This window comes from Rhizobium sp. Root483D2 (assembly GCF_001426685.1).
GTDB lineage: Bacteria > Pseudomonadota > Alphaproteobacteria > Rhizobiales > Rhizobiaceae > Pararhizobium > Pararhizobium qamdonense.
On record NZ_LMFB01000038.1, the window covers coordinates 1 to 17,573 of the forward strand.

Consider the following 17,573-nt stretch of genomic DNA (forward strand, 5'->3'; position numbering starts at 1 on the left):
CCAAAGATATGGTCGAGGAATTCACATCCTTCGCGAGTTTCTCCCCATCACCCGAAAAACATGTGAAGGCGGACCCGGCTCTGATCGGTATAGCCGAAGAGATTGAGGAAAGCGGTGGGCACTGGCAGCCGTGCTCCGGTTGCTACGATACCGAAGACGGGCACCCAACCCAGAAATATGACTTCAGCCCCGCGTTGCAGACTGCGATCGGATGCGGTTGCCATGAGTGCGGCGGCTTAGGTGCCGTCTGGTGGCACATGACCGACGAGCAAGTTGCTTCTTTTGCGGAAGATATGGAAGCCATCGATGACGATGCAATCGACGCCATCCAGCGCATGATGGATAAAAGAGGTCTGACGCGGAAGGACGTTTTCCCCGCTAAGTCACGCGCCTCCGAGTGCATGAGCCGCAAGCGCCCACTGTCCATCGCAATGATCCGCAAGCTCCACTTCGAGCACGGCGTACCCGCCGAGGTGCTGATCGCGCCGTATCGCATTGTAACGGAGGGATCGGCCAATGAAGTTTGAACCTATCGCGTATGCAAGCCATTACGGCGGCCGATGCCGTGGATGTGCTGACGAAAACGGCGTGTGCCCCACGACCGGCATGCCATGCGATCCAGATGAACGTCTGAAGGCTGCAGCACACTGCCTGAAGGCGTGGCAGTTTGGCATCGAGCACGGCCACATGGATAACCCGTTCCTGCCAGCGCCCGCACCGAATTCGCGGGGGAATGACGCCCCTCTGACTATCTCACTTCCCGTCCATCAGATCGCCCATGATCTGCTGAAGGCCCACACCGGCCAAGAGGGCGGATGCCCGAAGATTGACTGGTATAGGCTGCGCTCGGAAATTTCGGATGCGATAGCGGTCGCCTTGGATAGTCAGCGCAGGACCGACACACCGCCCGCACCGAATGTGCCGTGCCCGTGCACGCTAATCGAGCAGGACGAGGATTGCCCCGTGGGTTATCCGTCGATGATCTGCGGCGTCTGCCAGGGCAAGGGCCACACGACGCCAGGCCAGGTAACCGCGCTGGCCTGCGAGATGATCAAAATCGCGAGCGACATGGGCGAGCCGGAAGACCCGTTCGCCGCTTGGGAGAGCGTCAGCCTTATCCAGAGCCAGAAGGATCAGCTTCGGAAGGCGCTGGCAGACATGGTGCCGCCGAAGCTCACGTGGAAAGAACGGGATGCAGACGGCTTCCTTGTCCATCATCAGGTCGCGGCAATAAACGCGGCCCGCGCCGCCCTCGCAGCTTCGGAGGGCTCGGCCGATGCTTAGCCGCCGTATGTTTCTCGCAAGCTCGTCTGCTATCGCGGTCGCGCATTTGGCGCCAGCCTTTCCCGTATCCACGGCACCCGTCGCCGCAGTTGCCACCAAGCCAGCTACGACGATCTGGATTGCCGGACATCACGGCGATTTCGACTGGCACGTGTTCGAGGGCAAAAACAAGATCGACGTATTGCGGGAGGCTCTTAATTACCACGGGCACGGCAACGCTGAAGAAATCGAGGACATGCTTACCCTCGATGATGAGGCCCTCAAAAAAGAGCTGGACTACATGCATTTCGGGCTTGATCGCGCCGCGAAAATGGACGGGCTGACGCCAGAAGAAATCAAGTCTCACCATTGGCTTAGAGCCGGGTTCGGAGCCTGCTGCGATCGTTGCTCCAGCGAATGCTATGATGGTGACGGCGGTAGGGCATTCGGAACGGAAGCAGTTTGCGAGGAATGCACGACGATCGTGGACCTCTTAGGTAGCGACAGCTACGACAAAGAGCTTGGCGAAGAGCGCTTAACAGAATGGTTTCTCAACCACGATTGCGACGAAGCGTCGGTTCGCAAGCAGATGAGCCGTGATTTTGATCCTGAACTAATCCCACCGGAGATCTGGCAAAAGTGCCTAGCAGAAGCAAGGGCAGAGCTATGAGCAATCAGCGGGAACTATTTGAGGCCGCCGTGGTCGAACGCCTGAAAGAGAGCGGTTTTCTGGAAATCGAGATCCGAACCGAATGCCTTGTGCGCTGCGATGACGGCTACCAGGATGAGCTGATTAATGCGGGGTGGCATTATTGGAACGCTGCCATAGCCGCCCAATCGCCCGCAGCGAATGTGGGGCCTTTTCAGGCCCGCGTCCAACCGTGGATGATGGCTTGTTTTGGCGCTATGATCGCTGGCGACCGTGAGGAGCGGAACCACCGTTTCCTTGAAGAGGCTCTTGAGCTTGTCCAGTCCACCGGCTGCACGGCGCACGAAGCGCACCAACTGGTCGATTACGTCTATGGCCGCGCGACCGGCGAACCGCATCAAGAGGTCGGCGGCGTCATGGTCACGCTGGCCGCGCTCTGCCTCGCCAACCATCTCGACATGCACGAGGCGGCGGAAACCGAGCTTGCCCGCATCTGGACGAAGGTCGATGCCATCCGGGCAAAGCAGGCCGCAAAGCCGAAACACTCGCCGCTTCCCGGCCCGTCAGCGTCGGAGGGCTCGCCCGATGTTTAAGCGCATCCCGGAATATCGCATCCGCTGGGGACTTGTGCACGGCAGCTGGATAGGCCGTCGTCGCATGTGTCTCGCCGAGAAGCGAGTTCGCTTTCTATGGCTCATTCCAATGTGGTGGCCACTCGAACACGCCGACTGGCGTTTCGACGAGAAGACGGCATGCGCCGATATATCTGCCGATATTGAATTCTGCATGCCACTACCTGCCAGCCAGGAGATACGCCCATGACCAATAAAGACACGCAAGCACCCGCCCCGAAACTGAGGGTGACCGGGTTTCGCGGAAACCCGCTCCGCGTCGTGTTGAGCAACGGCGATGAGGCAACCGTCACGCAAAAGCTCGTCGATGCCTTTGCCAGCCCCTCGCCGTTCGATCATGGGGTGACTGAAAGTGCCGAAGGGGTGACTAACGCCGAAAATGGTGCAGTTCAGCGGCAGAGCGTCGGCCAGACATCGCCATCGGCGAGGGCTACCGCGAATGAGTAAAGGAGGCACAGTCCGTCGCCGGGAAGCGACATACCGCAAAGGGTTCATGGCCGGTGCCAGCACGCTGCACGAGGCGATGCGAGTCATCAACCAGATCGCAGATGTCGTCAAGGAAGAGGGCGGCGGCTGGATGTCCTGCACGGGATGCCACGAGACGATCGACGGGCAGGAGACCGGGCATTATCCGTGGAGTAACATTTTCAGCTGCATCACTGGCTACGGCTGCCGGGAATGTGGCGGCATCGGAGTGCGCTGGAACGAACCTTTCCCTATCCAAGACGCCGAAGCGATGATGCCCGAATGCCATGAGGTTACCGCATGAGCAATCGTCGCGACCGTATTCGCGCCAAGATCATGGCGCGAGTGGAAATTGATCCTGCCACCGGATGCTGGCAATGGACTGGGCCAACATCGGGAAGCGAAGGTCGTGGCGCCGGATATCCCAGAATGTGGTTGGACGGCCAGACCGTCGCCGTCCACAAGGCGATGTGGACCAACGAACACGGCTTCATACCGGGAAAAAAAGAACTCGATCACAAATGCCGCAACCGGCTTTGTATTCGACCCGACAACAAAGATCACGTCGAACTTGTCACGCGCAAGGTCAATGCCTTTCGGCGCGAAGAGGCCAAGCGTGCCCAGATTACCCATCCCGGCAAACCGAAGATGGAATGCGAGGAGATACTTCGATGAGAAATCCCGACACCACTGCAGCGTCCGCTTTTTCGACGCCATTCCTTCTCTTCGCGCAGTATGGCGGAAGAGCCGTCATCCCTGTCGAGGATGTCTGCCGGGATTACTTTAGCCACCTGACCCCAGACAAATTCCTTCGCAAGGTCAGCTCGGGCGAAATCCCCTTGCCGGTGGTGCGGGCCGAGACATCGCAGAAATGCCAAAAGGGCGTCTATCTGCAGGATTTGGCGGATTATATCGACACGCGCCGGGCCGCCGCTTTGAAAGAATTTGAGCAACTCCACCGATAGCGGTTGCTACAATTTTGCTACAAACGCTTTACAAGTATTGTTTTTATTTGATTTTTTCACTGTTTCAGTCCAGTCGATCATCGGGGCAACGGCAAAGACGGGGGCGCGAAAATATGCCGAAGCGGTACCGTCCGATGCCGAAATCGCTGCAGTGCCCATTGCAAAAAAATTCTTTCATCTCCGCGCGCAAGGCAGGCGGTACAGTCTGATGGAAAAAAAGGCGCGTGAGCGGAGAAGGGTTTCTCGCGGCTCAAACGGCCTGACCAATTCCGGCCTTATACAGCGCAGAGGTTTTGAAAGCGAGATGGAAGTTTGGCGGAAGGATCGGAGATAGTTTTTCGAAAAAGACGATGTTTTGGTCCGCTTTCTGCGGGCCCATCCTGAAAGCTATTTAATGAAGGTACGAATGGCACCAAGCAACTGCTAAAACGGAGTAAAAAGGCCGACGCCAACGCGTACAGCCCTTTTCTGCCCAGTTTGAACGCCAGCTTTTTCGCTGGCGTCAATGCGCCTGGAGTTTCGCCTCTTGCGCGGCAGCGATGAAGACCTCGCGGGCTTCTTCCGCCGACTTGCGGCCGTCGATTGCGGCGCGGCAAAAGCTTCTCGCGGCGACGTAGCGCGGACCGCGAAGATCGGGCCAGGTTTCCATCAGGCAGGCCAGCGCATCGAACGGACCCAGCACCACCTGAGACCCTTTGTGAGCAAATCCGACCTCGACGGGATTGGACCATTTGGCATTTGGCATGAGCGTCTCCTCCGAATGTCTTGCCAGACCAGAACGGCACCATAGCGGATTTGGTTCCTTTTGGGCAGAGCACAAAACGAAAAAAGCCTGCCGCGGGAGGAGGTGCGGCAGGCTTTCTGAAAATGACCCACGGTCGGGAGGAGGTGACCGCTGGTCGATCGCAGCTTTCCGGGAGGAGGTGGATTGCTGCGATAAATATGACTATAATGCTGCGATGCACAATAATCAATTCAAATTTGATGCAAAGCACCCTTTACCAGTAACTTCTTCGTGTTGAGGCGCCGTTTGAGGCGCTGCCGATGAGATAACCGGCAACGAATGCCGCAGCCCCAAAGACAAGAAGGGCCGTGCTGGTGGCCGAGGGATGGTCCTGCGCGCTCTGAACGACAGCAGAGGCTTCGTCGCTGACATAGTTTGCCGCTTTTTTCGTCTTGGCCGTCACGCCGCTGGTATCATTGAGTTCGCCGGTAAAGCCGGTCCGCAAATTCTTGACATTTGCCATTTCGCGCTCCTTTTCCGTTCGAAAAGAAAACACGCGAAAGGCAGGATTGTTCCAGATTGCCGGGCAGCGATGTGAAACCAAAATCGAACAATCCGCAGCGAAACGTCCGGCATTGGGCAAACTGCACCGTCCCGATCCGGCACAAATAAAAGCATCTGCTCAGAAATCACTGTTGCGATTTCTTCATGTGTGGCATGCTAATAGATGAGGTGCCTCATAAAAACCAATTTCGGAGTAGCTACTGCAGTCCAGAATCAAAAAAATAAAGAGACGGGAGAAACCACATGGTAGAGGAAAATCTGTATCGGATCGTTGAAGTCAGCCTGAAGCGCGGCGGCGATCGCCGGGATGTCGGCATCATGACGGTGCGTCAGGCACTGGAACTTCCAGATGTCCCGAGCCTGGAATATACACATCCCGATAGCCGCGCAGACAGCCGGTTTCTGACACGCGATCAGCTCCAGGCCTACGTCTGCAGCTGACGCGCTGTCCCCACCCCTCACAGGGTGCCATCGTCCGCTATTCGCAAACGGATAGCCGGCTGATGATGACTGCAATCCCCTCCCCGCGCCGGCGCCGGTGATGAATTCCAAGAGTATGTTTTCCCGTCGCCGCATGCATCGTGTGGGTCGCAATTTCGCCGTCCACACGGTACAGATCGGCCGTGATATGCACAGCCGGGCGCTTGTTGCTAAGCCGGTACGCAGCATGGATGAAGCCGCAGCGCTGACCATCAACGCCGTTTGAGAGGGAAATATGCCGCTTTATGCTCTTGGAACCACCCGTCCCGCAGTTCCTGCCCAAGACCGTTACTGGATCGCACCGGATGCGCATGTGATCGGCCAGGTCGAATTTGGAGACGATGTCGGGATCTGGTTCGGTGCGATCCTGCGCGGCGACAATGCGCTGATCCGGATCGGCGCCCGCACCAATATCCAGGAGGGTGTGGTGATCCATGTCGATCCCGGCCAACCGGTCACGATCGGGCAAGGCTGCACCATCGGCCACCGCGCCATCGTGCATGGCTGCACCATCGGCGACAATTCGCTGATCGGCATGGGCGCAACGGTTCTGAACGGCGCCGTGATCGGCAACAATTGCCTGGTGGGGGCCAATGCGCTGGTGACGGAAGGCAAGGTCTTTCCCGACAATTCGCTGATCGTCGGGGCGCCGGCAAAGGCCATCCGGCTGCTGGATGAGGCTGCTGTGGCGGGCTTGCGGCTATCTGCAGACAGCTACGTCAAAAAATGGCAGCTGTTTGCGGCAAGTCTTTCCGTCATCGAATAGGCGACGCCGGGGCGCCCGCAACGCGACAGCCCGAAGACAGTCCTTTGCCTATTCGGCGGTGCAGTTCTGGCAATGGCCGCGGATCTCGATCGTGGTCTTCTCGGTCTTGAAATGCTGCTTGCCGGCGAGCACCGACAGGCGCTCCTCCATGGCTTCGTCATGCATCTCGGTCACCTGGCCGCAATCCTCGCAAATGGCAAACGCCGTCACGCCGTGGTCGTGATGGTGATGATGATCCGGGTGGGCGCAGGCGACGAAGGAATTCATGCTTTCAAGCCGGTGGATGAGGCCGAATTCCAAAAGCTTGTCGAGCGCCCGGTAGACCTGCAGCGGCGCGCGGAACCCGTGATCGCGCAGCTTGTCGAGGATCGTATAGGCGCTGAGCGGCCCTTCGGCATGATGGAGCGTATCGAGGACCAGCGACTGGTTCTTGGTGAGCTGTTGTGCCGCCATTAGTGATGTCCTCCATGCGTCGAATGTATCGCCGTCTCAGCCTGTTTGTTGCGCCCGAACGGCAGCAGACTGAGCACGAAAAGCACCATCGCCGCAACCACGATCGACGGTCCCGATGGCGTATCGAAATGCAGCGAGCCGAACAGGCCGCCGGTCACCGCAAGCGCGCCGATGACGGAAGCCAGCACCGCCATGATCTCCGGCGACGTGGCAAAGCGCCGGGCGGTGGCTGCCGGGATGATCAGGAGCGAGGTGATCAGCAGAATGCCGACGATCTTCATGGCAATCGCAATCACCAGCGCCATCAAAAGCATGAAATAGAGCCGCGCCCGCTCCGGCTGCAGGCCTTCGGCCTCAGCCAGTTCCGGATTGACGGTGGAGGCCAGCAAGGGCCGCCAGAGATAGACGATCGCCGCCAAAACCAGAATGCCACCGCCCCAGACCAGGTCGATATCGGCTTCGGAAACAGCGAGAATATCGCCGAACAGGAAGCCGACCAGATCGATCCGCACCCAGGTCATGAAGGCGACGATGACAAGGCCGATCGACAGCGAGGAATGCGAGAGAATGCCGAGCAGCGCATCGGTGGACAGCGCGCCGCGCTTTTGCAGCAGCAACAGCAACAGTGACACGGCGGCGGCAACGATGAAGACGCTGAGCATCAGATTGAGATCGAGCAGAAGCGACAGCGCCACACCAAGCAGCGCGGAATGGGCCATCGTGTCGCCGAAATAGGCCATGCGCCGCCAGATGACGAAACAGCCGAGCGGGCCGACGGTGATGGCAAGGCCGATGCCGGCAATCAGAGCACGGGTGAAGAAATCGTCAAACACGGCCGCTCTCCTTGGTGTCATAGCCCTGCAGCCGGCTCTTGTAGCCGCAGCCGCAATCCGGTCCGTGGACGTGATCGTGCCCGCCGTGATCGTGGCCGCTGTCCTGGTCACCCTCGTGATGGTGGCCATCACCGGGATGGCAATGTTCGGTAATGCTGCCATCGGTGTGCAGCACGCGGCCATCCGGCAGATGGGTATGGTCGTGGTCGTGGCTGTAGACCGCCAGCGACTTGGCGGCACGGCTGCCGAACAATTTCAGGTATTCCGGGCTCTGGCTGACCATCTGCGGCGTGCCACGGCAGCAGACATGGCCGTTGAGGCAGATTACCGTATCGGTCTCGGCCATCACCACATGCAGATCGTGGGAGATCAGCAGGATACCGCAGCCGGTCCGGTTGCGGATAGATTTGATCAAATCGTAAAGCGCGATCTCGCCGGAAAAATCGACGCCCTGCACCGGCTCGTCGAGGACGAGCAGATCAGGCTTGCGGGCAATGGCGCGGGCAAGCAAGGCGCGCTGGAACTCGCCGCCGGAGAGATGCTGCACCTCGGCGCGGGCAAGATGGGCAATGCCGGTCGAATGCAGCGCTTCCTCGACCTCGCGGCCCTTCAGCGGCCCGGTCAGCGTCATCAGCCGCTCCACGGTCAAAGGCAGCGTCCAGTCGATCGAAAGCTTCTGCGGCACGTAGCCGACCTTCAGCCCCGGCATTTTCTCGACCCAGCCCTCGTCCGGCTTCAAGACGCCGATCGCAGCCTTCGCCGTCGTCGATTTGCCGGAACCATTGGGGCCGATCAGCGTGACGATCTCGCCCCTGCTGATCGAAAACTCGACGCCGCGCACCAGCCAGCGGCCATTGCGGCGGATGCCGGCATTGGTGAGCGAGACGAGCGGCGCCTGGTCGGACTTGTGAAAATTCAGCATCAAAAAAATCCGGATGGGGTGTTGCCAGCCGCTATGCCACACGTTATAGCATAACGCAATTGATGTAATAACATTACATTGATTTACAAGACAGGAGTCCCCGCATGAGCCTGAAAAATTCCCTCCTTTTGACATCGGCGCTGATATTCGCCCCCTCCATGCTTCTGGCGGCGGGCACGGCCCATGCCGAAGTCCCCAATGTCGTCGTCTCGATCAAGCCGATCCACTCCCTGGTCGCCTCGATCATGCAGGGTGTCGGCGAGCCGGCACTGATCGTCGAAGGTGCCGCCTCGCCGCACACCTACAGCATGAAACCGTCCAATGCCGCAGCCCTGGAAAAGGCCAATATCGTCTTCTGGGTCGGCCACGGGCTGGAGGCTTTTCTCGAAAAGCCGCTGGAATCGCTCGGCAGCGGCGCTGAGATCGTCGAGCTTGACGACGCACCCGGTCTTGAAAAGCTGAAATTCCGCGAAGGCGGCGCCTTTGAGGCCCATGACGACGGCGACGAGCATGACGCCAGCGCAGAGGGTACCGAGGGTCACGCCCATGAAGAAGCCGGTCATCACCATGACGAGGGCGAATTCGACATGCATCTGTGGCTTGATCCTGCCAATGCCAAGGCCATGGCTGCACAGATCGAGGCCACGCTGACGGCTGCCGATCCGGACAACGCAGCCGCCTACAAGGCCAATCTGGAGGCGCTCGGCATACGGCTCGATGCGCTCGACAAACAGATTACCGAGACCGTCGCACCCATTAAGGACAAGCCCTTCATCGTCTTTCATGATGCCTACCAGTATTTTGAGCATCGCTATCATGTGAAGGTAGCGGGATCGATCACGGTCAGCCCGGAAACGCTGCCAGGTGCCGCACGGTTGAAGCAGATCCACGAAAAGATCGTCGAACTCGGCGCGACCTGCGTCTTTGCCGAGCCGCAGTTCGAACCCAAGCTCGTCAATGTCGTGCTGGAAGGCACGCCGGCAAAATCCGGCACGCTGGATCCGGAAGCAGCGACCCTTGATGCCGGCCCGGACCTTTATTTCCAGCTGATGGAGGGGATCGGCACATCGTTGAAGACCTGCCTCTCCTCCGGCAGCTGACGCGTTCCTCCCGAGCGACTGAACGAGGCGGGCCCCAGGTCCGCCTTTTTCAGATCATCGAATGTAATAGTATAACATTAAATGTAAATCATGTCCGACAAACTTCCGGTCACTGTGCTGTCCGGCTTCCTCGGGGCCGGAAAGACCACGGTGCTCAATCACATCCTCAACAATCGCGACGGACTGCGGGTCGCCGTCATCGTCAACGATATGAGCGAGGTCAATATCGATGCCGCCCTGGTGCGCGAAGGCGGCGCCAACCTGTCGCGGACCGAGGAGCAGCTGGTCGAGATGACCAATGGCTGCATCTGCTGCACGCTGCGCGACGACCTTTTAAACGAAGTGCGCAAGCTCGCCGAACAGGACCGGTTCGATTATCTGCTGATCGAATCCACCGGCATCGCCGAACCCCTGCCCGTCGCAACCACTTTCGAATTCCGCGACGAGCACGGCAACAGCCTTGCCGATGTCGCCCGGCTCGACACGATGGTCACCGTGGTCGATGCGGTCAGCCTGCTGGGTGACTATTCCTCTGCCGATTTTCTGGCTGAGCGCGGCGATACGGCAGGGGAAAACGACAACCGCACGCTTGTCGATCTCCTGGTCGAGCAGATCGAATTTGCCGATGTCGTCATTCTCAACAAGACGGGAAGCGCAACGCCCGAACAACGGGATGCCGCCCGCAAAATCATCGTAGGGCTCAATGCCGATGCGCGGCTGATCGAGACGGATTTCGGCAAGGTGGCGCTGCGCCAAGTGCTCGGCACCGGCCTGTTCGACATGCTCAAGGCCGAGCAGCATCCGCTCTGGTACAAGGAACTCAACGGCTTCAAGGACCATATTCCTGAAACCGAGGAATATGGCATCCGCTCCTTCGTCTACCGGGCACAAAAACCCTTCGATCCCGCGCGGTTCCACGATTTCGTTCACCGGCCCTGGCCGGGCGTGGTACGGGCCAAGGGCTTCTTCTGGCTGGCGACACGGCCGCATCACGCCGGCGAACTCAGCCAGGCCGGGCCAATGGTGCGCACCTCGAAAATGGGACTGTGGTGGTCGGCCGTGCCGAAAGCCCAATGGCCGGATGATCCGGGCTTTCTGTCGATGATGAAGCCCTATCTCGATCCCGTCTGGGGCGACCGGCGCCAGGAAATCGTCTTCATCGGCGCCGATCCGATGGATCAGGCTACCCTGGAAGCGGAACTCGATGAGTGTCTGGTTGATGCCGACGCCTTCACGCCCGATCGCTGGCGGGCACTGCCGGACCCGTTTACGGACTGGTCGCCACGGGCAAACTAGGCCGCCGGAATAACGGCCGCCCCAATCTCGCAAAAAAAGGACGGCATTCAACGCCGCCCTTTTTTGTCAGTCACATCAAGCGATCAGCGCATTGCCAGATTGACGATGACGCCGGTGGCGACGCTGATCAGAAGGAAGTTGTTGTCGACGCGAACCCACTGCTGTCCACGCGGCGGCGCACGCAGCTTGTAGCGGCGGTAATCGTTGACGGCGGCAATGCGGCGGCGTTCTGCCGCAGATAGGCGCTGACCGCGCGCCCAGCGCTTCTTAACAACGACGTTCTTTTCGACAATCTTGGTATTGCCGTTTCTGTAAACGCGTTTTTCGACATGGCGCTCCTTGGCCTGAGCGACTTCGAAGGGCCGCGCCGGCTGGGCTAAAGCCATCGGCGCTGTCAGGAAGGAGCTTGCAACCAGCGCAATCATCAGACGTTTCATCGGGGTGTCCTTTCGTTTTTGACACTCTGAATCTACGCCCGCAAAGATGAACGGAAACTGAAACATAAAATTACAAAATTGTAATGATATCAGTTAATTATAAGAATTAACTGATACAACGCGCAAACTTGCAACCTCGTTTCAAAGCGCCTCATAGGAAAATCGGCTGAAATCAGCCACCTGCGCCCTGCCCGATGTGTCGAAGGCGAAGACACCGGCAAAGGCGCCGGTAAACGAGCCATGTTCGCCCCGGCCGCCCTCGTCGGAGACCACACCGGCATCGAGCAAGGGGCCAAGTTTGCGCCAGTCCGGGTCTCCTTCGGGGTGCCAGAAGAACTGCAGATCGTTGTCGCGGATCTCCATGGCCAGATACACCCAGCTTACGGGCACGGAAACGCCGCTTTCGACCGGGAAGGTCATGCGGCTATGGGGAAAATCGCCATTGCACGAAAAGATCGTCACCACCCGGCCGAGCTGTTCATGCAGCGTTACCACGATCGCATGGAATTTGTGGCGGTTGTAATAATGGGTGAGCCCCGCCGCCTGCTGATAGGTGTCAGGCTCGAATTCGACCACGGTTTCGGCGCAAAAGGCGTGATGTTCCTGGCGCCGCGCCACCAGCGCCTGCTCGAACCAGCTGCCGATGCTTTCGCGTCCAAACAGCCTGAGATGCCCCGGCCGCTCCGTCAGCGAGAAGATCCTCTCCGGCTCCGGCGTGCGCAGCCATTGGAACTCCATCGGCAAATGCGGAGCATCGAACCCCGTTTCCAAGCGTGGGTGTTTCTCGATGACGGCGGCCTCTCCCGGCGCCGGAACATCGACCGCGGGCTCGACACCGCCCTGTGCAAGATAAAGCCAGCCGTCATCGCCCCAGACGCATTTCTGCAAGCCCGTCTCACGCCCGAGCGTACAGCGCCGGTGCGGCGCAAGCGGCCGACCGGTCAAGTGGGTGTGGTAGGGCTGGCCATCCGGGGTTTCGACATATTGGCCATGCCCTGCCCTTTGCAGCACCGCTTCCGGATTGTCCTTGGAGGTGATCAGATGCGTCTGCGGGTGCATCTCGTAGGGACCCTCGATGGTTCGGGCGCGCGCCATGGTCACCGCGTGGTCGTAACCGGTGCCGCCTTCGGCCGTGGTCAGGTAGTACCAGCCGTCACGCTTGAACAGATGCGGCCCCTCGACAAGCCCCTGCGCGCTGCCGGCAAAGATGTTGCGGATCGGGCCGGTCAGCGCTTTCGTGATGGGGTCCCATTCCTGCAGGAGAATGCCGTCGAAGGCCGGGGATTTCGGCGCGCCGCCAAAACTCTCGGTGCGGTGGTTCCACTGCATGTTGAGAAACCATTTGCGCCCGTCGTCATCGTGAAACAGCGACGGGTCGAAGCCTGAGGAATTGACATAGACCGGCTCCGACCAGACGCCTTCGATCGTTGCTGACGTGACGATGTAGTTGTGGGCGTCCTTGAAATTGCCGTCGAAGCGCTTGACGTCGGTATAGACCAGATAGAACAGACCGTCCGCAAACGACAGGCACGGCGCCCAGACACCGCAGCTGTCGGGATTGCCGCGCATGTCGAGCTGGCTCGCCCGTTCCAGCGGCCGGCGCACCAGGGTCCAGTTCACCAGATCGCGGGAATGGTGGATCTGCACGCCCGGATACCATTCGAAGGTCGAGGTGGCGATATAATAGTCATCGCCGACGCGGCAGATCGAGGGGTCCGGATTGAAACCGGGCAGGATCGGATTGCGGATCGTCGCGGTCATGATGGACGTACCTCATGTTTCTCGGAACGCCATACGGCCTCAAACCGATGGGAAATTCAACCCCTGCCCGGTTCCGCGAGCGGCTTCCCGCCTTTTCGACTCGGCCGGCCACTGGTCTTGCGGGCGCAATCGAGCCCACGTCATCCACCGTCCTACGCTGGTTTCCCACAGTTTTTGCCCAAGCTTTAGGCAAAGGCGGAAAGCCTATATGCGACTTTGGTATGACGGTGGCGGACTAGGCCGGAAAATCGGAAACCAGACTTGAAACAGGGCTTGAAATCGGCACTGTGGCTAGGCTTGGCCATAAAAATCGACAATCAGCTTAGCGGTGGAGGAAACTATATGACCGCACTGCTCGGGTTCAGCAGGCTCATTGACCGTGTCACGGAAATCATCGGCAAATCAGTCTCCTGGCTGATCCTGGTGGCCGTTCTGGTCAGCGCCGGCAATGCCATCATCCGGAAGATATTCAACATGTCGTCGAACGCTTGGCTGGAGGCGCAATGGTACCTGTTTGGGGCCGCCTTCATGCTCGCGGCCGCCTATACGCTCAGCCAGAACGAACATATCCGCATCGACGTGGTCTACGGCAAGTTTTCGCGCCGCACCCAGCATTGGATCGACCTGTTCGGGCATGTCTTCTTCCTGATGCCCTTCGTGCTTTTGATGACCTATTACCTCATCCCCTACGTGCTGATGTCGGTTCGCTCGCAGGAGGGGTCTTCCAGCGCCGGCGGCCTGATCGTCTGGCCGGCCAAGGCCATCCTCCTGGCCGGCTTCGTGCTTCTGGCGCTCCAGGGCGTCTCCGAGATCATCAAGAAGGTGGCGATCATGACCGGCAACGTGGACGATCCGACGCCCTATGTGCCGACCCATGCGCCGCTTGACGATGTCACCGTTCCGGAGGCACGCCCATGATGGAATTCATCGCCGTCAATCTTGCGCCGATCATGTTCGTGTCGCTGATCATCTTTCTGCTGCTTGGCTATCCCGTCGCGTTTTCGCTCGCCGCCAACGGTCTTTTGTTCTTCATCATCGGCGTGGAACTGGCACCCTTATCCGGCGGCTCTATCAACCTGTCCTGGCCGTTGCTCAACGCTCTGCCCGATCGCTTCTGGGGGGTGATGTCGAATGACACTTTGCTCGCCATTCCCTTCTTCACCTTCATGGGGATCGTGCTGGAACGCTCGGGCATGGCCGAAGATCTGCTTGATACGATCGGCCAGCTGTTCGGCCCGATCCGGGGCGGCCTTGCCTATGCGGTCATTTTCGTCGGCGCACTTCTGGCCGCAACCACCGGCGTGGTTGCCGCATCTGTCATCGCCATGGGCCTGATCTCGCTGCCGATCATGCTGCGCTACGGCTACGACCGCCGCGTCGCCTCCGGCGTCATTGCCGCGTCCGGAACGCTCGCACAGATCATCCCGCCATCGCTGGTGCTGATCGTCCTTGCCGACCAGCTCGGCCGCTCCGTCGGCGACATGTATGCCGGCGCGCTTATCCCCGGCCTGGTTCTGACCGGGCTCTACATGCTCTATATCCTGATCATGACCTTCGTCCGGCGCGATTCCATGCCGGCCCTGCCGCTCGAAGCCCGCACGCTCGGCTCCGGCGTCACCTCGCTGATCATCGCCTTGATCGTGGCGGCCGGTTTTGCCTATGCCGCCCATATCTATCTCTATCCGGCACATGGCGAAAACGCCGATATCCTCGGCGCAACCGTCGGCATCGGCTTCATCTATATCGTCGCCCTTCTGGACAAGGGGCTGAAGGTCAACGCGATGTCGCGGCTGGCCCAGCAGGTCATCATCGTGCTGATCCCGCCGCTGGCGCTGATATTCCTGGTGCTCGGCACGATCTTCCTCGGCATCGCAACGCCGACCGAAGGCGGCGCGATGGGTGCCGTTGGCGCGCTCGTCATGGCGGCGGCCAAGGGGCGGCTGAGCATGGAGGTGATCCGCTCGGCCCTGGCCGCCACCACGCGGCTCTCGGCCTTCGTGCTGTTCATCCTGATCGGTGCGCGGGTGTTTTCGCTGACCTTCTACGGCGTCAACGGCCATATCTGGGTCGAGCATCTGCTGGTCGCCATGCCCGGCGGCGAAACCGGCTTCCTGATCACGGTCAACCTGCTCGTATTCTTCCTGGCCTTCTTCCTGGATTTCTTCGAACTGGCCTTCATCATCGTGCCGCTGCTCGTACCGGCGGCCAATGCGCTCGGCATCGATCTCATCTGGTTCGGCGTGCTTCTGGGCATCAACATGCAGACGAGCTTCATGCACCCGCCCTTCGGCTTCGCTCTGTTTTACCTGCGCTCGGTGGCGGCCAAGGTGCCCTATCTTGACAGGGTTACCGGCAAGGTGACGCAACCTGTCACGACGGGGCAGATTTATTGGGGCGCCGTCCCGTTCGTCGGCATCCAGATCATCATGGTCGGGCTCACCATCATGTTCCCGCAGATGGTCATGCACTACAAGGGCGATGCTGCCGTGGTCGATCCCAATACGATCAACATCGTCGTTCCTGGTTTTGGAACAGGCGGCGGCGGGCTGACCTTGCCGGACAATGGCGGCGGGCTTGGATTGCCCGGTGGCCTGCAGCTGCCGGGCGGCAGCGCGCTGGATGGCGACAGCCAGAAACCGGCGGATCAGAACGGTGGCGCGGGTGGCAACAAGCCTGCCACGGACCTCAGCGCTCCGCCGTCCTTCAATTGATAACGGAAGGGCCGGTTTTCGAACCGGCCCTTCCCTCCAAAAGCAGACAATGAAAAACCCCAAAGCTGTTCAACTTCGGGGTTTTTGGTTTCCGCGATTATCTCTCCAGCGCTTAAAGCTTGCCGCCGCGCTGCTGGATCATCATGAACGTGTCGTAATTGTATTCAGCGATCTGGGCGTTGAGATAGTATTCGCCGCGGAAAGCCTTGATCGAATCCCAGATCTTCTTGAAGGTCGGGTTGGTCGCTTCCATCTCGGCATAGACCTCGTTGGCCTTTTCGAAGCAGGCCGACAGGATTTCCGGGCTGAACGGGCTGAGCTTGGCGCCGGCGGCCACCAGACGCTTGATTGCGGCCGGGTTCAGGTAATCGTATTTCTGCAGCATGTTGGCGTCGGTTGCCTGGCAGGCGGTGCGCAGCAGCGACTGATAGTTCTTCGGCAGGCCGTCGAAGGCCGCCTTGTTGAACATCGCATGCACCGTCGGGCCACCTTCCCACCAGCCGGGATAGTAGTAATAGGGCGCAACCTTGTAGAAGCCGAGCTTCTCGTCATCGTAGGGGCCGACCCATTCGGCCGCATCGATCGTGCCCTTTTCCAGCGACGGATAGATATCGCCGCCGGCAATCTGTTGCGGCACGACGCCGAGCTTCTCGACCACCTTGCCGGCAAAACCGCCGATGCGCATCTTCAGCCCCTGCATGTCGGCAACGGTTTTGATTTCCTTGCGGAACCAGCCGCCCATCTGCACGCCGGTATTGCCGCCGGGATAGCCGACGAGACCCTGGGTGGCCAGGAACTCGTTGAACATGTCGATGCCGCCGCCATGATAGTGCCAGGCGTTCATGCCGCGTGCGTTGAGCGCGAAGGGAACGGCAGCGCCGAGCGCCCAGACCGGGTCCTTGCCCCAATAGTAATAGGATACCGTGTGGCAGGCTTCGACCGTGCCTGCGGCAGCGGCGTCTGCAGCCTGCAGGCCCGGAACGATTTCACCGGCGGCAAAGACCTGGATCTGGAAATTGCCATCCGTGGCCTCAGACAGATATTTCGACAGCACCTCGGCGCCGCCATAGATCGTGTCGAGCGATTTCGGGAACGATGATGCCAGGCGCCAGTTGATCTTCGGATTGCTCTGGGCGATGGCTGGCGCTGCGAGCGTCGTAGCTGCAGCGGCACCGACGCCACCGAGAGCCGCGCGCTTGATGAATAGACGGCGATCCATGTTCTCTCCTCTGTTGTCGCGGACAGAACGGCAAAGCCTGATCTGCTCCTCCCCGCGGGCGCAAGCCGCACCGGCCGGTATCGGCCGGTCAAAAACGGATATGCGCAATCTCAATCCATTTGCGAACATGCGATTTTTGATGGGAATGCGCATGCCTTCACACGGCAGATTACACGCTCACCCCCTCATGTCCAGCTATGCGGGAAGCGGCGATGTTCGACTTTTGTCTAAGACCAATCACCCGGGTTTGCAGCGGCTGACGCGAGGTTGGTCTGAGCAGCACGCGAACCGCCAAACTTTGTGAAGACACAGCGCCAAACTATTGAAAGAGCT

Annotated in this window: 24 protein-coding genes and 1 pseudogene; 17 read left to right on the top strand and 8 right to left on the bottom strand. The window is 59.6% G+C overall.

The features are described 5' to 3' along the window. From ASD32_RS30125 to ASD32_RS29775, 10 genes and pseudogenes are all read left to right on the top strand, one after another. Positions 1–527: pseudogene (locus ASD32_RS30125) on the top strand (hypothetical protein); the annotation flags it as partial. After that, the gene (locus tag ASD32_RS23015; protein ID WP_156383304.1) at positions 517–1,284 is read left to right on the top strand and encodes a hypothetical protein; all 768 of its coding nucleotides are present in this window, start codon (positions 517–519) and stop codon (positions 1,282–1,284) included. The pseudogene ASD32_RS30125 and the gene ASD32_RS23015, both read left to right, overlap by 11 nt. Continuing rightward, positions 1,277–1,933 (top strand): hypothetical protein, encoded by a 657-nt coding sequence (locus tag ASD32_RS23020; protein WP_060640373.1) that lies wholly within the window; start codon positions 1,277–1,279, stop codon positions 1,931–1,933. Before ASD32_RS23015 ends, ASD32_RS23020 begins: the two co-directional genes overlap by 8 nt. Next, positions 1,930–2,505, top strand: coding sequence for a hypothetical protein (locus ASD32_RS30810; protein WP_244490245.1), 576 nt, complete (start codon positions 1,930–1,932; stop codon positions 2,503–2,505). The genes ASD32_RS23020 and ASD32_RS30810 overlap by 4 nt, the downstream gene beginning before the upstream one ends. Continuing rightward, on the top strand, positions 2,498–2,734 hold the full coding sequence (locus tag ASD32_RS30130; protein ID WP_162252699.1) for a hypothetical protein: 237 nt from the start codon (positions 2,498–2,500) through the stop codon (positions 2,732–2,734). The genes ASD32_RS30810 and ASD32_RS30130 overlap by 8 nt, the downstream gene beginning before the upstream one ends. Continuing rightward, the gene (locus ASD32_RS23030; RefSeq protein WP_060640374.1) at positions 2,731–2,991 is read left to right on the top strand and encodes a hypothetical protein; all 261 of its coding nucleotides are present in this window, start codon (positions 2,731–2,733) and stop codon (positions 2,989–2,991) included. The genes ASD32_RS30130 and ASD32_RS23030 overlap by 4 nt, the downstream gene beginning before the upstream one ends. A 46-nt stretch (positions 2,992–3,037) precedes the next feature. Next, complete coding sequence (locus ASD32_RS23035; protein ID WP_060640375.1) at positions 3,038–3,313, top strand: hypothetical protein; 276 nt, start codon at positions 3,038–3,040, stop codon at positions 3,311–3,313. Next, on the top strand, positions 3,310–3,684 hold the full coding sequence (locus ASD32_RS23040; protein WP_060640376.1) for an HNH endonuclease signature motif containing protein: 375 nt from the start codon (positions 3,310–3,312) through the stop codon (positions 3,682–3,684). Before ASD32_RS23035 ends, ASD32_RS23040 begins: the two co-directional genes overlap by 4 nt. Further along, positions 3,681–3,974 (top strand): pyocin activator PrtN family protein, encoded by a 294-nt coding sequence (locus ASD32_RS23045; RefSeq protein ID WP_060640377.1) that lies wholly within the window; start codon positions 3,681–3,683, stop codon positions 3,972–3,974. The genes ASD32_RS23040 and ASD32_RS23045 overlap by 4 nt, the downstream gene beginning before the upstream one ends. After that, positions 3,955–4,308, top strand: a complete 354-nt coding sequence (locus ASD32_RS29775) for a hypothetical protein (protein ID WP_156383305.1) — start codon at positions 3,955–3,957, stop codon at positions 4,306–4,308. Before ASD32_RS23045 ends, ASD32_RS29775 begins: the two co-directional genes overlap by 20 nt. A gap of 168 nt (positions 4,309–4,476) precedes the next feature. Here the strand turns inward: ASD32_RS29775 and ASD32_RS23050 are convergent, their stop codons facing one another. Beyond that, a complete protein-coding gene (locus ASD32_RS23050; protein ID WP_060640378.1) occupies positions 4,477–4,719 on the bottom strand; it encodes a DUF982 domain-containing protein in 243 nt (80 codons plus the stop codon). A gap of 253 nt (positions 4,720–4,972) precedes the next feature. Further along, positions 4,973–5,221 carry a hypothetical protein gene (locus ASD32_RS23055; RefSeq protein WP_060640379.1) on the bottom strand — a complete coding sequence of 83 codons (249 nt, stop codon included), beginning with the start codon at positions 5,219–5,221 and terminating at the stop codon, positions 4,973–4,975. Between the two features lie 284 nt (positions 5,222–5,505). Between ASD32_RS23055 and ASD32_RS23060 the strand changes: the two genes are divergently transcribed. The 3 genes from ASD32_RS23060 to ASD32_RS23065 all read left to right on the top strand — a co-directional run bounded on the left by ASD32_RS23060 (position 5,506) and on the right by ASD32_RS23065 (position 6,508). Continuing rightward, positions 5,506–5,703, top strand: coding sequence for a hypothetical protein (locus ASD32_RS23060; RefSeq protein WP_060640380.1), 198 nt, complete (start codon positions 5,506–5,508; stop codon positions 5,701–5,703). Positions 5,704–5,803: 100 nt separating this feature from the next. Beyond that, complete coding sequence (locus tag ASD32_RS29780) at positions 5,804–5,968, top strand: hypothetical protein (protein WP_156383306.1); 165 nt, start codon at positions 5,804–5,806, stop codon at positions 5,966–5,968. Positions 5,969–5,977: 9 nt separating this feature from the next. After that, positions 5,978–6,508 carry a gamma carbonic anhydrase family protein gene (locus tag ASD32_RS23065; RefSeq protein WP_060640381.1) on the top strand — a complete coding sequence of 177 codons (531 nt, stop codon included), beginning with the start codon at positions 5,978–5,980 and terminating at the stop codon, positions 6,506–6,508. 48 nt (positions 6,509–6,556) lie between these two features. On the opposite strand, the gene ASD32_RS23070 is transcribed toward ASD32_RS23065, so the two are convergent. From ASD32_RS23070 to ASD32_RS23080, 3 genes are read right to left on the bottom strand one after another with little or no spacing between them, the layout of a single operon-like run. Beyond that, positions 6,557–6,961: a Fur family transcriptional regulator gene (locus ASD32_RS23070; protein WP_060640382.1), complete on the bottom strand. Its 405-nt coding sequence runs from the start codon at positions 6,959–6,961 to the stop codon at positions 6,557–6,559. Next, positions 6,961–7,794: a zinc ABC transporter permease subunit ZnuB gene (znuB, locus tag ASD32_RS23075; RefSeq protein WP_060640383.1), complete on the bottom strand. Its 834-nt coding sequence runs from the start codon at positions 7,792–7,794 to the stop codon at positions 6,961–6,963. The genes ASD32_RS23070 and znuB overlap by 1 nt, the downstream gene beginning before the upstream one ends. Continuing rightward, positions 7,787–8,719, bottom strand: a complete 933-nt coding sequence (locus ASD32_RS23080; protein ID WP_244490246.1) for a metal ABC transporter ATP-binding protein — start codon at positions 8,717–8,719, stop codon at positions 7,787–7,789. Before ASD32_RS23080 ends, znuB begins: the two co-directional genes overlap by 8 nt. 101 nt (positions 8,720–8,820) lie before the next feature. Between ASD32_RS23080 and znuA the strand changes: the two genes are divergently transcribed. Beyond that, positions 8,821–9,816 carry a zinc ABC transporter substrate-binding protein ZnuA gene (gene znuA / locus ASD32_RS23085; protein WP_060640385.1) on the top strand — a complete coding sequence of 332 codons (996 nt, stop codon included), beginning with the start codon at positions 8,821–8,823 and terminating at the stop codon, positions 9,814–9,816. Between the two features lie 90 nt (positions 9,817–9,906). Then, positions 9,907–11,112, top strand: a complete 1,206-nt coding sequence (zigA, locus tag ASD32_RS23090) for a zinc metallochaperone GTPase ZigA (protein WP_060640386.1) — start codon at positions 9,907–9,909, stop codon at positions 11,110–11,112. A gap of 83 nt (positions 11,113–11,195) precedes the next feature. Here zigA and ASD32_RS23095 read toward each other — a convergent pair whose 3' ends face one another. Together ASD32_RS23095 and ASD32_RS23100 are read right to left on the bottom strand one after the other, a co-directional pair. Continuing rightward, positions 11,196–11,549, bottom strand: coding sequence for an RcnB family protein (locus ASD32_RS23095; protein WP_060640387.1), 354 nt, complete (start codon positions 11,547–11,549; stop codon positions 11,196–11,198). A gap of 141 nt (positions 11,550–11,690) precedes the next feature. After that, complete coding sequence (locus tag ASD32_RS23100) at positions 11,691–13,310, bottom strand: glycoside hydrolase family 43 protein (protein ID WP_060640388.1); 1,620 nt, start codon at positions 13,308–13,310, stop codon at positions 11,691–11,693. 342 nt (positions 13,311–13,652) lie between these two features. Here ASD32_RS23100 and ASD32_RS23105 point away from each other — a divergent pair, with 342 nt between their 5' ends. Next, positions 13,653–14,228, top strand: a complete 576-nt coding sequence (locus ASD32_RS23105; protein ID WP_060640389.1) for a TRAP transporter small permease subunit — start codon at positions 13,653–13,655, stop codon at positions 14,226–14,228. Beyond that, entirely contained in the window at positions 14,225–16,021 is a 1,797-nt protein-coding gene (locus ASD32_RS23110; protein ID WP_060640390.1) for a TRAP transporter large permease subunit, read from the top strand. Before ASD32_RS23105 ends, ASD32_RS23110 begins: the two co-directional genes overlap by 4 nt. 112 nt (positions 16,022–16,133) lie before the next feature. Here the strand turns inward: ASD32_RS23110 and ASD32_RS23115 are convergent, their stop codons facing one another. Next, positions 16,134–17,240 (bottom strand): TRAP transporter substrate-binding protein, encoded by a 1,107-nt coding sequence (locus tag ASD32_RS23115; protein ID WP_060640391.1) that lies wholly within the window; start codon positions 17,238–17,240, stop codon positions 16,134–16,136. Positions 17,241–17,573: the final 333 nt, after the last annotated feature.

Excerpts from the sequence above, each read along its gene's own strand:
- ASD32_RS23045 (WP_060640377.1), top strand. The coding sequence starts at position 3,681 with ATGAGAAATCCCGACACCACTGCAGCGTCCGCTTTTTCGACGCCATTC.
- znuA (WP_060640385.1), top strand. The coding sequence starts at position 8,821 with ATGAGCCTGAAAAATTCCCTCCTTTTGACATCGGCGCTGATATTCGCC.
- ASD32_RS23065 (WP_060640381.1), top strand. The coding sequence starts at position 5,978 with ATGCCGCTTTATGCTCTTGGAACCACCCGTCCCGCAGTTCCTGCCCAA.
- ASD32_RS23060 (WP_060640380.1), top strand. The coding sequence starts at position 5,506 with ATGGTAGAGGAAAATCTGTATCGGATCGTTGAAGTCAGCCTGAAGCGC.
- ASD32_RS23055 (WP_060640379.1), bottom strand. The coding sequence starts at position 5,221 with ATGGCAAATGTCAAGAATTTGCGGACCGGCTTTACCGGCGAACTCAAT.
- ASD32_RS23110 (WP_060640390.1), top strand. The coding sequence starts at position 14,225 with ATGATGGAATTCATCGCCGTCAATCTTGCGCCGATCATGTTCGTGTCG.
- ASD32_RS23035 (WP_060640375.1), top strand. The coding sequence starts at position 3,038 with ATGGCCGGTGCCAGCACGCTGCACGAGGCGATGCGAGTCATCAACCAG.
- zigA (WP_060640386.1), top strand. The coding sequence starts at position 9,907 with ATGTCCGACAAACTTCCGGTCACTGTGCTGTCCGGCTTCCTCGGGGCC.
- ASD32_RS23070 (WP_060640382.1), bottom strand. The coding sequence starts at position 6,961 with ATGGCGGCACAACAGCTCACCAAGAACCAGTCGCTGGTCCTCGATACG.
- ASD32_RS23015 (WP_156383304.1), top strand. The coding sequence starts at position 517 with ATGAAGTTTGAACCTATCGCGTATGCAAGCCATTACGGCGGCCGATGC.
- ASD32_RS23095 (WP_060640387.1), bottom strand. The coding sequence starts at position 11,549 with ATGAAACGTCTGATGATTGCGCTGGTTGCAAGCTCCTTCCTGACAGCG.
- ASD32_RS30130 (WP_162252699.1), top strand. The coding sequence starts at position 2,498 with ATGTTTAAGCGCATCCCGGAATATCGCATCCGCTGGGGACTTGTGCAC.
- ASD32_RS23050 (WP_060640378.1), bottom strand. The coding sequence starts at position 4,719 with ATGCCAAATGCCAAATGGTCCAATCCCGTCGAGGTCGGATTTGCTCAC.
- ASD32_RS23020 (WP_060640373.1), top strand. The coding sequence starts at position 1,277 with ATGCTTAGCCGCCGTATGTTTCTCGCAAGCTCGTCTGCTATCGCGGTC.
- ASD32_RS30810 (WP_244490245.1), top strand. The coding sequence starts at position 1,930 with ATGAGCAATCAGCGGGAACTATTTGAGGCCGCCGTGGTCGAACGCCTG.
- ASD32_RS23040 (WP_060640376.1), top strand. The coding sequence starts at position 3,310 with ATGAGCAATCGTCGCGACCGTATTCGCGCCAAGATCATGGCGCGAGTG.
- ASD32_RS29780 (WP_156383306.1), top strand. The coding sequence starts at position 5,804 with ATGAATTCCAAGAGTATGTTTTCCCGTCGCCGCATGCATCGTGTGGGT.
- ASD32_RS23105 (WP_060640389.1), top strand. The coding sequence starts at position 13,653 with ATGACCGCACTGCTCGGGTTCAGCAGGCTCATTGACCGTGTCACGGAA.
- ASD32_RS23100 (WP_060640388.1), bottom strand. The coding sequence starts at position 13,310 with ATGACCGCGACGATCCGCAATCCGATCCTGCCCGGTTTCAATCCGGAC.
- ASD32_RS23030 (WP_060640374.1), top strand. The coding sequence starts at position 2,731 with ATGACCAATAAAGACACGCAAGCACCCGCCCCGAAACTGAGGGTGACC.
- ASD32_RS23115 (WP_060640391.1), bottom strand. The coding sequence starts at position 17,240 with ATGGATCGCCGTCTATTCATCAAGCGCGCGGCTCTCGGTGGCGTCGGT.